This window comes from uncultured Fibrobacter sp., assembly GCF_947166265.1.
GTDB lineage: Bacteria > Fibrobacterota > Fibrobacteria > Fibrobacterales > Fibrobacteraceae > Fibrobacter.
This window is the reverse complement of record NZ_CAMVDO010000049.1, coordinates 1-13,198: the sequence shown is the minus strand read 5'-3', so window position 1 is coordinate 13,198 and position 13,198 is coordinate 1. Positions and strand designations below refer to the sequence as shown.

Here is a 13,198-nt window from a genome sequence, read left to right as displayed (position 1 = left end):
ACAAAACTGCTGACCGCCAGCGTGAAGTAATCCACGCGCTACGCGCCATTAAAGAAGACCGCGATTAATTCGCGGTCTCTTTTGCTATATTGTACTTTAGAGGTTTTACAATGAAATTTTTTGTGACAGGTGTAGGTGGCCAGCTCGGTCACGATGTAATGAACGAACTTGCTAAGCGCGGACACACGGGCGTGGGCTCCGATATGGCTCCGGCATACAGTGGCGTGGCCGACGGTTCTGCCGTGACAACAATGCCTTACGTGCAGCTTGACATTACGGATTCTGTTGCGGTTGACAAGGCCCTGAGTGAAATCAAGCCTGACGCCGTGATTCATTGCGCCGCATGGACTGCAGTCGATATGGCCGAAGATGATGCGAACGTGGCGAAGGTCCGTGCGGTAAATGCTGGCGGTACGCAGAATATTGCCGATGCCTGCAAGCGCCTCGGTTGCAAGATGACCTACATCAGCACCGACTACGTGTTTAACGGCCAGGGAACGGAACCCTGGAAACCGGATTGCAAGGATTACAAGCCTCTGAACGTTTACGGTCAGACGAAGCTCGAAGGCGAACTTGCGGTGGCAAACACCTTGTCCAAATACTTTATTGTTCGAATTGCGTGGGTGTTCGGCTTGAATGGCAAGAATTTCATCAAGACGATGCTCAATGTGGGTAAAACACACGATACCGTGCGCGTGGTGAACGACCAGATTGGCACGCCGACTTATACGCTCGACCTTTCCCGATTGCTGATTGACATGAACGAAACCGAAAAGTACGGTTACTACCATGCGACAAACGAGGGTGGATTCATTAGCTGGTATGACTTTACCTGTGAAATCTACAAGCAGGCGGGGCTTTCCACAAAGGTTGTTCCCGTAACGACTGCGGAATATGGCTTAAGCAAGGCGGCACGCCCGTTCAACAGTCGCCTCGACAAGAGTAAGTTGGTGGAAAACGGATTCAAGCCGCTTCCGACTTGGCAGGACGCTCTTGCTCGTTACCTCAAGGAAATCGGAGAATAAAGATGGCCGAAAAGCAGACGTACCGCGAAGTCATGCCGGGAGAACTCCCGTGCGAGGTGCCGGAATGTGACGGCGTGATGGTTGTCGATCCCGATAACAGTTACAAACTCACCTGTGACAAGTGCGGACATATAAAAGAGTGAGTGCGCTCCTTACAGTCGCTTTGGGCGATGGGGTCGCTTCGCTCTGTGCGAATCATACAGAAATTATTTTAAACCTCAAAGGGAGCCTTTGGCGACCGAGCCCATAGCCGAAAGCAGCGTAGCTACGCCCTCATAACCAGAATGCAAATAACCAACTTGAAAATCACCTACCCAGACCTTCCCGTTGTTGAACATCGGGAAGAATTTTTTGAGTTGCTTGAAAAACACCAGGTGGTGATTGTCAAGGCAGACACCGGTTCCGGAAAGTCGACGCAGCTGCCGAAGTTTTTGCTGGAATGGTTTGCGAAGTCCCAGACCGAGTTCAAGATTGGTGTGACGGAGCCGAGGCGTTTGGCGGCGATCTCGATTGCGGATCGCTTGCGCGAAGAGCTGAAGGACGAAACGCTTGTTAGCACCAAGATCCGTTTCTGGGAGCAGGGACAGAGTGACGCCCCCATCAAGGTGATGACCGACGGTATCCTGCTGCAGGAATTCCGCCGCGACAGGCTTTTCCGCCAGTATTCGGCGGTGGTGATTGACGAAGCGCACGAACGTTCGCTGAATATCGATATCCTGTTGGGCATTTTCAAGACGGTTTTACAGGCGCGCCCCGAATTCAAGCTGATTGTGGCCTCCGCGACGCTGGATGCGAAGCTTTTCGAGGAATTCTACGAAAACAGCTGCGTGCTCGAAGCCGAGGGAAGAACTTATCCGGTCGAGGTTGAGTATTTTTTCGGTGGCGGTTCGACGATGCGGGCTGCCCTCGATACCAGCGGTAAGGGCGATTCGGGGCTGCTCGATGAAGCGCGCGATGCGATTCTTGACTTGGAAACGCGACACCGCGATCATCTGCTTTGCTTTTTACCGACGGAACGCGACATCCAGGATTTGGCGGGTGAATTGGCGCATGAACTTGACTCGGCGTCATTCGATATCTTGCCGCTTTACGGACGCATGAGTCCCGATGAACAGCGCCGCATCTTTAAGCATACGGGAAAGACCCGCGTGGTGCTGGCAACCAATATTGCTGAAACGTCGTTGACCATTCCGGGAATCGCCTACGTGGTGGATACGGGAACGGCCCGCATCTCGCGGTACAATGCGCAGTCCAGAATCCAGGGGCTGCCTGTCGAGGATATTTCGAAGGCGAGTGCCCGGCAGCGCACAGGGCGTGCGGGGCGCGTGAAGCCTGGCGTTTGCATTCGACTCTATTCACCAGAAGATTTTGAGAAACGGGACGAGTTTACGGAGCCGGAAATCCGGCGCAGTAATCTCGCGAACGTGGTGCTTCAGCTGCGTAGCCTGGGGCTTGAACTTGAAAATTTCCCGTTTTTGCAGTCGCCGCCACATTCGGCTTTCCGTGGCGCCTACAAGACACTTTTTGAACTTGGCGCCTTGACGGCGGACAACAGCAGCGGCCATGTGACTAAACTTGGCCGCGAAATGACGCGGCTCCCGATGGACGTGGCGCTTTCGGCGGTGCTTTTGCGGGCGCGCGAGGCGGGAGTCCTACAGCCCGCGCTGATTGTCTGTTCTGCCCTGAGCATCCAGGATCCGCGTGTGGTTCCCGGGGAGGAGCCGGAGCGCACCCGCATCCGTCAGCTACATCGCAAGTTTGCGGGTCACAAGAGCGATTTCTTGACTTACATTAGCATGTGGAACGCCTTCTGCGCAGAATGGGATGGCAAGTCCTGGAACAAATTGCGCAAGTTCTGCGACAAGTTCAGTTTCCATTTTTTGCGTTGCCGCGAATGGATCGACTTGTACGAACAGTTCAGCCGCATTCTCGACGTGAAATTCGAAAATCGAGTGTGTCCGCTGGATTCTTTCCACGGCGACAACCTGCACATTGCGCTCCTTTCGGGGTTCCTCGGAGGTGTAGCCCGCCGCGATATCGAAAATGGCTGCTACCGACTGGTGAGCGGCCGCGAAACGCACGTATTCCCCGGTAGCGATTTGTACGGCAAGAGTGTGGAATGGCTCTTTAGTGCTGAAGTCCGCGAAACGAGCCGCATTTTCCTCAATAAATCCGCCGAAATCAAGCCCGAATGGATTATGCAGGTGGCGGAACCCTTCTGCACTCGCCGCTGGTATTCGCCGATGTGGAACCAGGAACGCGGATTCGTAGAAGCGGTAGAAGAAGTAAGTTTCAGGGGACTTGTGATTAGCCGTGGACACCGCGTGGACTATGCTCGTGTGAACCCTGACGAGTGTGCCGAAATTTTCTGGCGCGAGGCTGTGGTGCTTGGCCAGATGGCACGTCCGTTCGCCTTTATGACGCATAACGAACGTGTCGTTGAAGATTTGCATGCTCTTGAAGCGCGTAAGCGAATGTTTGGACTTGCCCCGAGCGAAGATGCGTTGGTGGATTACTATGTGCGCATCGCCCATAGCGTAAATTCCATCAAGACGCTCAAGGACTACATTCGCGAACATACCGACCAGTTCCTGAAATTTGATGCCAAGTTCTGGCTGGAACAGAATGAAAGTGCCGTAGATGGTGTCATTGCGAACACCGGTGGTGCGAAGCAATCTCTAGGTGATTTCCTCGACAATAAAAATAAGCTGAAAAAAGCCGCCAAGGCTCCTGAACCTACTCTTGGGGGGAGCATCGAACAGTTCCGTATCGAAGGTCTCGACGGTTCTTGCCGCATGGTTAATGGCGAGATGGTTTTCGATGCGACCAAGGAATACGACGGTATTACGCTGGAGTTGCCTTACGATTTGCTCCCGCAGCTGACGCCTGCGAAACTTGCACTTTCGATTCATCAGTGGCGTGAGTGGATGGCGGAGTCCATCATTCGCGAAATGCCCAAGGCTGCCAAGAAGCAACTTGAAAATCGTCGCACGTTTATTGACGATGCCTTCTGTGACAAGCTGAAGGAGAATCCGCACAAGGCGCCTCTGTTGAGCCTCTATGAAGTTTTTGCAGGCATGAAACAGCTTGATTGCGACATCCCGACGGTGACTCCCGAAAAAGAAAATCACCTGCGCTTGCATGCCAAGATTTTCAAGCAGGGCTTCCCGGAAAAATTTTCGGTCGAATTGAATCCAGAATGGGGGAGCTTTGGCTTGTTTGCCGCGGTGCGCCCTGTCGTGGTGACGTTCGGTATTGACTTTGCGTTAGACAATATGCGGTTTGGCTGGCGGCTCGGCGAATCAGCGCTGATGACTCCGGCGGAATCTGCGTTCTGGCAAGCTTTCCGAAAGCGCATCGAAGTTTCTGCTGAATCTGATACGCTCATTACAGATCGCCTGAATCTGCTGGAAACTGGAGGCCTTTACGCCGATGGGTTCAAGACGGCCCTGAAGGCTTGGGTGCTTAAGTCGCTTGCCGCGGATAAACTGGATGCGAACCGCTGCGTGCGTTTTTCGGGACTGGAATTTTCCCGAGGCAAGAAAATCAACGATTTCAAGAACCTCGCCGCAAAGACGCGTAGCGAAGATGATGAAGTGCGTCTCGCCCTGGTGCGTGCAACTTACGAGTCGGCCCTGCTCGGTGCAGAGGCGTTTGTCAAGTTCTGGGATGTACTTCGTGAATTTTCTGTCGCGGTGCGTCAGGGCGAGGATCATGCTCGCGATGCGGTGGCCGCTGCAGGAATTTCGATTGCAAAGATTGCTGCCCTCTATTCCGAAGATAAGGATACGACTTTATTCGAAAGACTCTGCACTTTGGGCGAGTTGATGGGTGCGAGCGCACCGAACCAATCCCGAGAAAAGGCTCCCTTAAGCCCCGAACTATCGGTGCGCACGCTCCGCGAAAAGTTCCGCCCCTTCCTCAAGGCCCGTTTCATGAAGGAACATGAGCTGAAAAAGGCTCGGGAACTCCTTTCGAAAATGGAGCGTATGCAGGGCGACGATGCCGAATACCCGGAACTCTATTTGCAGGCATCCGCCTTGCTAGAAGAATTCGAAATCCTGAGGTTCAAGCGAAAGGGCGACGATTCCGAAGAAGTCATCGAAAATGATGCCTTGGCAAAACTCAAGGGCCGATTTGGACGGTTATAGGCGCTTATAATCGTTTGTTGTTGATTGTGGTGGGCGGGTTAAGTCCTTTTTACTTGACATCGTTTTTGATATTGTTTATTTTATACGTATGTTAGTGAGGTGGGTTCGTCTTCCCTTTATGGGGCTTTTGTTGATGCTTGCGCTATGCCTGTGTGGTATGAGCTGCGATCCGGACTGGTGGGTTGTTCCGCCGAAATCCATTAATTTGTATGCCGTAAAACCGTCCGGTGTCGATTCACTCGAAATGCAGGTCTATTTGAAGGATTCCCTTTTATATAGGGACTGTAGTGGCAGTTTGGATACATCGAAGGCCATCTACCGCGAGGATTATGACTCGCTGGATTTGGAAAAGGAAAATGAACTGGAAGTACGCCTCGCTTTTTATTGCGACGGACGTGAGATTGAGCTTCCGTCTTATTGGGCGGAGGTGGATTCTGCGGAGTCGAGGTCGTACTATTTTAGGGAAGTCGATGAGCACAAAAAAACTTTGAGCAAGTCTTTTAAATTGCAGAAGTTCCTGTCGCCCGAAGATACTTCCTGTGGCAAGTTCGTGAATTTCGCTGTGCTTAAAGTTGACGGAGTCGTTGATAGATGAAACGCATCGCTTTGCTGATACTTTGTCTGTTGTGCGTGGCAGATGCGAGCGTCTATTCTTCGGAAAAATCTCCTCCGCGTAAGCGTCATACGCTTTCTGATTTCTTTTCGCCTTATTTTGAAATCAGCGGCGGCGCGATGACTTCGACTTCAAAGAACCAAACCGCGTCCGTAATCAACTATTACCATGACCTGGAAAAAGATGAAATGGTCTATGACGAGGACCTTCATTACAATATCATCAAATTCGAAGGTCGAACGTACAATGTGGGCTTTCGCGCGGGTGCCTACCTGTTCCGGTTTTGGGGCGTATTTCTTGATAACGACCTGTTCTTGGCCAAAGGTGATTACCGATACAAGTACTATTCGCGCGACAAGGAAGAATTCTTGGAACGGGATTCCAGACTCCGGTACTATTTAGGTTTCGGCTCGGTTTTCTTTCCGTTTAACCTGGTTTTTGATTCGACGTCGACGTATTCTTTCTTGAACGGCACCTTTGCGGGATTCTCGTTCGGACCGACGTACTTGTACGGGCAGGACAAGGCCGAAAAGAAATACGGAATGGATTACGAAGACTGGGAAATGACGTTCCGCTTTGAGCTGGGGTACCTCTGGGAATTTTCGGAACATTTCTTTGTGGGTGTTGCGTTCAAGACGGTTCTTTCGTTTAATAACGAGGATGGCGACGAATACAAGGGCAAAAATATGCCGGTTGACGATGCTGGCCTCAATACCAAGTCGTTCGGTCTTGTAATTAAGGTTGTCCGAAAGTAGAGTTTGGCGATTGAAAGTCCTCTTTTTTATGGGCTGCGGGCTACAAATTTTCTAAATTTAGCCTCGATGAATTTTGTTTTTCGTTCTTTGTTGCTTGGCTTGTGTGTACTCGTGGTGTTGACGGGTTGTGATGTCCCTTTTTCCAAGGATGATCCCGTTGTGGTTTCGGTAGGCGAGGCGAAGCTTCGCGAATCGGAAATCCGCCGTATTGCACCGGAGTGGGATTCCTGGGAAAACCGAGAAAAGCTCTCGTTTCTGGAACACTGGATTGACGAAGAGACCATTTACCAGGAAGCGGTTGCAAGTGGGGTGCTGAAAGATGAAAACCTGCAGGAACAAATCAGACGCACCGAACGCAAGATGACCGTGGATCATTTCTTGCAGAATTTTGCCGATACCATGATGGTGGGCGATGCGGAAAAGTTGGACTACTACCAGACGCATCCGGAGTTTTTCTTGCGCGGACGCACGATGGTCAAAGGCGCACTCCTCTATTTTAAGGATTGGCAGTCTGCGGATCAGTACTACAAAGGTCATAAGAAACTGGTTTACGATTCTCTGCCGGCACAATATTGGCTGGTGAAGCGGATCGAAACTTTTGATTCGGCGACAGTGACTCCCGATAGCTGCATGATTCCGTCTATTAAGGATGTTACGCTCGGAGCGCTTTCGGTGATGAAGGTCTGTGGCGGCGCTCTCAAGATGGCTGTGGTTGTCGAAAGACTGGACTCCGCCGATGTGCTGCCGTATGCCGAAGTGGCAGACGATGTCGCTGCACGTGCCTGGGTGGAACACCAGAAGACGGTGCTTTCGCGTCTCAAGAAAGAATGGAAAAAGGCTCGCCCGATTTTTTCGCAGATGAATGTTTTTAGCGAAAAGGAAAAGTAATGAAGTTTCCGGCTATGATGAATCGTTTGACTTTTGTGATGAGTGTTTTTGCCTCGCTTGCACTGGCTGAACCGGTGCTGATGGAAGGCGTTGCTGCCGTCGTGGACGGTAAGCCGATTATGCGTTCGGAATTTTTGAATGCCCTGTACCGCTATCAGGAAACTCCCGAAGGAAACGCCATGTCGGAAGCGGACCAGCGCAAGTATGTGCTGGACCAGCTGATTGACGAAAAGGTCTTGCTCAGCCGAATCGATCGCGACTCCATCGTGGTGACAGATGCCGAAGTGGATCAGCGTGTGAACGCCCACTTGTCGCAGCTTGCGGCTAGCCAGAATACGAACCTTGCGACTCTTGAAAAGGCGATTCGCGCTCAGCTTGGTATCAGCATGGCGCAGTACCGCGACCAGCTGGCAAAGCAGATTCGTGGCCATATTGAAATGAGCCGCGTCCGTCAACGCCATATCGGGACGATTACTCCGACGAAAAAGGAAGTGGATGCGTTCTTTGCCGAATACAAGGATTCGATTCCGCAGCAGTTCAACTGCGTGCTGTTGAGCCACATCCAGTTACCGATCGAACCGAACCAGGCGATTGTGGATTCGGTGAAGCTGATTGCCGACTCCCTGATTGATACGCTGAACTTGGGGATGAGCTTTGAACTTTTGGCGAAGGCCCACTCGCAGGATACTTCTGCCGCGAAGGGGGGCGACCTCGGTTACTTTAAGCGCGGTCAGCTGGACCCTGTCTTTGAACGCGCTCTCGACTTGCTGAAAAACGGCCAGTATTCCGCGAACCCGGTAAAGACGAAACTGGGTTGGCATATTCCCCGCGTTCTAGGCCGTAAGGAAGACGGTGTCCGTTCGGCTCAGATTCTGCTCCGTACGATTCCGACGGCGGCTGATTCCGCAGCGGTTTTGGCTCGTGCCGATTCCTTGCAAAAGAATGTCAAGACGATGGAAGATTTCTCTGCTGCCGCGAAAAAGTTCAGTGAAGACAAGTCCAGCAACTTTGCCGGTGGCCGCCTGGGCTGGTTCCAGCGTAACGAAATGGAACCTGCGTACGTGGAGCCGGTGGCGAACTTGAATGTGGGCGAAATCTCTGAACCGGTGCTGATCGATGGTTCTTACCACCTGTTCCGCCTCGATGATTCACGCCAGACCCGCGATCTGAACTTGGAAGAGGACTATGCCAAGATTGAACAGATGGCGGCAACGCATCTCGAAAATCAAAAGCTCGAGGCTCTCGTGAAAAAGTGGCGCGAAGAAGTCCATATTGAAATTCGCATGACGGAGTAGCGATCTGCAATGATTCACTTTAACCACGTCACGAAATCTTACGAGGATAATTGGAAAGCGCTTTCCAATGTGACGTTGCGTATCCATAAGGGTGAATTCGTTTTCTTGACGGGGCATTCCGGTGCCGGTAAGTCGACGCTCCTGAAACTGATTTATATGGACGAACGTCCCGACGAAGAACGTGGCGGCCAGGTGATGGTGAAGTTTACTGGCGACTGTCTGTACGACAGCAAGAATACGCCGGACCGTAAGATTCAGGCACTTCGCCGCAAGATGGGCATTATCTTTCAGGATTTTAAGCTGCTGCCGGATCGAAACGTTTTCGAGAACGTGGCGTTAGCGCTTCGCATTGTGGGAACTCCAAGCAAGCAAATCAATGCGGCCGTGTTCGATGCTCTTGCTCTTGTAGGAATCAGCCAGAAGCGCTTTGCAATGCCGTACACGCTTTCGGGCGGTGAACAGCAACGCGTGGCGATCGCACGTGCGATGGTGCACAATCCGTACTTACTCTTGGCTGACGAACCGACCGGTAACTTGGACCCGAAAAACGCTGAAGAGGTCTTCAAGATTTTCAAGGAAATCAACGCCCGCGGAACGACCGTGGTGATGGCGACGCATAACCCTGATTTCTATTTGAACAGTCCCTTCCGCCGTTTGGTGCTGGACCACGGCGAATTGTTGAACAGGGACTTGATTTAACTTCAGAATTGTCATCCTGGAGCGTAGCGACGGGATCCAGCATTGGATTCTCCCCTTCGAGGACCATGCGCACTAAGGCGTCCACTTGCCAAGTGCTGTCCGCCCTCTCTTCGGTCGAGAATGACTTGGGAGCCAGAGGCACCCTACATGGGTGGGAAGAACATGTAGGCGATGGCAATCGCTGAGATGATGCCTACCGCGTCGGATATCAGGGCGCAGGTGAGGGCATGGCGTGTCTTCTTGATTCCTACAGAACCGAAATAGACGGCGATAATGTAGAACGTGGTGTCGGTTGCGCCTTGGAACATGCAGCTGAGGCGACCGGCGAAACTGTCTGCACCGAAGGTCTTCATTGCATCGATCATCATGCCGCGTGCACCACCGCCACTTAAGGGCTTCATGAACGCGGTGGGGAGTGCCGGAACCACGTCGTTACCAATTCCAAAACAAGCAAGAAGTGCTGATATTCCGTTCATCACGAGGTCCATGGCCCCGCTTGCACGGAATACGGCGACACCCACGAGGATTGCGACCAGGTAGGGGATAACCATCACTGCCGTGTGGAAGCCTTCTTTTGCGCCTTCGACAAAGGCTTCGTAGGCCTGCACCTTTTTATAGACGGCAAGTCCCATGAAAACGACGATCAGTCCGAACAGGAGGAGACCGCTGATAAACAGACTCGTCGTTCCGAGAGCTTCGGCAGTTAGGTGGCTGAAGTAAACCATGAGGGCGATGACGCAGGCGGAAAGCCCGCCGAGCCAGGCGACTGTTACGGGGTCCTTGAGCTTGACCTTCTGGAAAAAGCTGAGTACGACGATGCCCGCGATGGTGCTGAAGAATGTGGAAAGAAGAATGGGCAGGAAAACGTCACTTGGATTTGCTGCTCCCATCTGGGCGCGGTACGTCATGATGCTCACCGGGATGAGCGTGAGTCCGCTTGCGTTCAGCACGAGGAACATAATCTGCGAGTTGCTTGCGACCGTCTTGTCTTCGTTGGGATTGAGCTCCTGCAACTGCTTCATTGCCTGGAGGCCCATCGGGGTGGCTGCGTTGTCGAGCCCGAGCATGTTCGCGCTGATGTTCATGAGCATTGTTCCCACGACCGGGTGGTTCTTCGGAATTTCGGGGAAGAGTCTGCTGAACAAGGGCGAGACGATTTTTGCAAGAAGCTGCACCGCTCCCGCTTTCTCGCCGATTTTCATGATGCCAAGCCAGAGCGAGAGAATGCCGGTGAGTCCAATCGCAATTTCGAAAGCCGTTTTCGACATATCGAATGCGCCGAGGATTGCCTTGTTGAAAATGCCGGAGTCGCCGAAGGCGAGCCATTGGACCATGCAGGCGACAAATGCGCCAAAGAAGAATATAAGCCAGATAATATTTAAAACCATAAGAAAAAAATAGCAATAAAAAAGAAAGCCCGGCTAATTGCCGGACTTCCCCAAATCGATTTCGAAGTAGAAATGATTAGTACATCTCTGCCATGAGTTTGCAGGATTGCTCTGCTTGGTCCTTCAGGTCTTCAACCGTCAGACCCGATGCCGGGTAGGTAAAGCCGTTTTCACCTTCAGCCGGAGCCGGGTCATAAGATATAACGATGTTGTCACCATCAATCTTCCAAGTGGTCTTATTGGTATAACCAAGAAGAGTAGCGGTCTGAGTAACAGAAGTTTCATCGCTAGTAACAGAGCAACTCGGTGTTTTGCTAGAAATAGGCTCTTCAGCAGAATCTTCATCGTCGGATTCTTCATCCAAGTCTTGTTCTTCGTCCAAGTCGAGCTCTTCGTATTTTTCTTCGATATCTTCGCAGGTTACCTTGGAATCGTAGATGAATACGGTTTGGTCTGCGACGGTGCATTCGGCTACGGGAGCCTCAGGACAGCTAGAAACAACCGATGTTTGTTCATTGGCGTCGCACAAATCCTTTCTAGATTCCGGGATTTCAAAGCATACGTAGATTTTGTCTTCTTCTTGGACTTGGCAGAATGCCTTGTCTTCGTCAGCGGATTTCGTTTCTTTTACCGGAGTATAATCCAGGTGCTGAATGTCGGCATCCGCCGATCCTTCGCCGGAACAAGCGACCAAGGCAAGCGTTCCTGCTGCTAAAGCAAACTTGATTACTTTGTTCATGAGACGCCTCGGAAAATTAGAACGTCAGGAACACGCCGAGATGACCAACGAGACCAGACCAAGATTGGCTGTCCAGTTCGTCTGCAACGGATGCTTCTGCAGTGAAGTTCTGATACTGGAAACGGAGACCGGCGTTTGCATAAGTGCTACCCGTCTTCATCGTGATGATAGAAGTGTTGTCTTCGGCGGCACCCTGTTCAATGGTCTTGCCTTCGCGGGTAAACACGTTCCATGCGTAGTTAGCACCACCGAACACAATCCAGTTTTCGGTCAGAGCCATTTCACCCAAGATGTTCGGGCTGGTGATAAGGCCGAAAGCATTGCGGTTGTTCTTCTTGGTAGCTTCGCCAGTGCCTTCCTTGATTTCATCATAGATGCGAATAGGAACAAAGGTGTTCAAACCGACAAACACGTTGGCGTTTGCAGCCGTGATAACCGGAAGACCGAGGTTGAAGAACGGTTCGATATGGGTGTAGGCATTTTCGCCGGTCACTTCAACGCTGGTGTTGCCCTGAGTATCCTTGGTCCAGTCGGAGTGGCGTGCGAAGGCAAGGCCTGCAGACCAGGCGAGGGACTTTGCAGAAGGACCGTTAGAAAGGGCGACTCTTGCACCGAGGTTCCACCAGTCTTCGTCGTGTTCCGTCTTAGCATTGCCGTTGTCGTTTTCCCAGTCGTTTTCGTCCTTGTAGGTCAGCCAGGAAACGCGAGCGGTGAGGTCCATACCGCCAAGGAGCACGCCGACGCGTGCTGCGAGATAGTCGCCACGGCCTGTCGTGGTCGTGTCTGCGGTAGACTTGAAGTTTGCGGCCTTCTGTTCGTTGGAATAGAATCTCTTGTCGAGAGCGACGTCCACAGCGATACCGAAGCCCTTGGTAGCGATACCGGCAGTGAGCATGCCGAGCTTTTCGCTGTTGTCGAAGGCGAGCAAGTAAGTCATGCTGCCGCTTGCGAGGGAGAGGGCACCGTACTGGTCGGACGGTTCAACGTAAATGAGCTTGCGGCCAGCCATCTTGTAGACCGCGTCCATGTCGCCACCGATGGTAGCGGCTGCGGCTTCGTTACCGACCATGTTGTAGGCGTTTCCGTGGAGAACGCTCAGGGCGCCGCTCGGAGCTTCTGCCGGAGCGCTTTCTACTGCTGCAACAGGGGCTTCTTCGCGTTCATCTTCGATAGCAGGTGCAGCCGGTGCCGGAGCGGGAGCAGCCGGAGCTTCATCCTCTTCTTCCTGGGCGCTTTCGGCAGCTGCGGCCGGAGCTTCTTCTTCGTATTCGTCGTCATAGTCCTGAGCGACAGCTGCAGAAACAGCGAGTGCTGCTGCAACGGAAATGAGCTTGATATTCATGTGTTTCTCCTATAAGGGTGAAAAATTATTTATGAACGAAATATAATAAAAAATGCTTCGAGCCTTATTTCTCGAAGCATAAACTGTTGGAAAAGTTTATTTGATTTTTTTGAATAAGAGAACTTATTTCTTTGGCTCGACCTTTTCCATACCACCCCGATGAGCGGGCAAGGTTTCTTGCGAAACCTCGCACTCGGATTTTTCTTGCGAAAAATCCTCACTACATGGCTAGGCTTTCGGTTTGATAAACTCAAGCCCACCCATGTACGGACGCAGCACTTCAGGAATCTTGAGCGAGCCGTC

The 13,198-nt window shown here is 52.0% G+C and carries 10 protein-coding genes and 1 pseudogene; 8 read left to right on the top strand and 3 right to left on the bottom strand.

Annotated elements, in window-relative coordinates:
- Window positions 1-110: 110 nt before the first annotated feature.
- The 8 genes and pseudogenes from rfbD (at window position 111) to ftsE (ending at window position 9,426) form a co-directional block, all read left to right on the top strand.
- Window positions 111-1,025, top strand: coding sequence for a dTDP-4-dehydrorhamnose reductase (gene rfbD, locus Q0W37_RS14090; RefSeq protein WP_297702191.1), 915 nt, complete (start codon window positions 111-113; stop codon window positions 1,023-1,025).
- A gap of 2 nt (window positions 1,026-1,027) precedes the next feature.
- Window positions 1,028-1,168, top strand: a complete 141-nt coding sequence (locus tag Q0W37_RS14085; protein ID WP_297702190.1) for a hypothetical protein — start codon at window positions 1,028-1,030, stop codon at window positions 1,166-1,168.
- Between the two features lie 126 nt (window positions 1,169-1,294).
- Window positions 1,295-5,176: pseudogene (hrpA, locus tag Q0W37_RS14080) on the top strand (ATP-dependent RNA helicase HrpA); the annotation flags it as partial.
- A gap of 157 nt (window positions 5,177-5,333) precedes the next feature.
- A complete protein-coding gene (locus Q0W37_RS14075; protein WP_297702189.1) occupies window positions 5,334-5,771 on the top strand; it encodes a hypothetical protein in 438 nt (145 codons plus the stop codon).
- Window positions 5,768-6,544, top strand: a complete 777-nt coding sequence (locus Q0W37_RS14070) for a hypothetical protein (protein WP_297702188.1) — start codon at window positions 5,768-5,770, stop codon at window positions 6,542-6,544. The genes Q0W37_RS14075 and Q0W37_RS14070 overlap by 4 nt, the downstream gene beginning before the upstream one ends.
- Window positions 6,545-6,610: 66 nt before the next feature.
- A complete protein-coding gene (locus Q0W37_RS14065) occupies window positions 6,611-7,432 on the top strand; it encodes a hypothetical protein (RefSeq protein ID WP_297702187.1) in 822 nt (273 codons plus the stop codon).
- Window positions 7,432-8,727: a peptidylprolyl isomerase gene (locus Q0W37_RS14060; RefSeq protein WP_297702186.1), complete on the top strand. Its 1,296-nt coding sequence runs from the start codon at window positions 7,432-7,434 to the stop codon at window positions 8,725-8,727. Before Q0W37_RS14065 ends, Q0W37_RS14060 begins: the two co-directional genes overlap by 1 nt.
- 9 nt (window positions 8,728-8,736) lie before the next feature.
- Window positions 8,737-9,426, top strand: coding sequence for a cell division ATP-binding protein FtsE (gene ftsE / locus Q0W37_RS14055; protein WP_297702185.1), 690 nt, complete (start codon window positions 8,737-8,739; stop codon window positions 9,424-9,426).
- Between the two features lie 143 nt (window positions 9,427-9,569).
- Here ftsE and Q0W37_RS14050 read toward each other — a convergent pair whose 3' ends face one another.
- The 3 genes from Q0W37_RS14050 to Q0W37_RS14040 form a co-directional block, all read right to left on the bottom strand.
- Window positions 9,570-10,814, bottom strand: a complete 1,245-nt coding sequence (locus Q0W37_RS14050; protein ID WP_297702184.1) for a nucleoside recognition domain-containing protein — start codon at window positions 10,812-10,814, stop codon at window positions 9,570-9,572.
- A gap of 76 nt (window positions 10,815-10,890) precedes the next feature.
- Entirely contained in the window at window positions 10,891-11,553 is a 663-nt protein-coding gene (locus Q0W37_RS14045; RefSeq protein WP_297702183.1) for a hypothetical protein, read from the bottom strand.
- 16 nt (window positions 11,554-11,569) lie between these two features.
- Window positions 11,570-12,895 (bottom strand): hypothetical protein, encoded by a 1,326-nt coding sequence (locus Q0W37_RS14040; RefSeq protein ID WP_297702182.1) that lies wholly within the window; start codon window positions 12,893-12,895, stop codon window positions 11,570-11,572.
- Window positions 12,896-13,198: the final 303 nt, after the last annotated feature.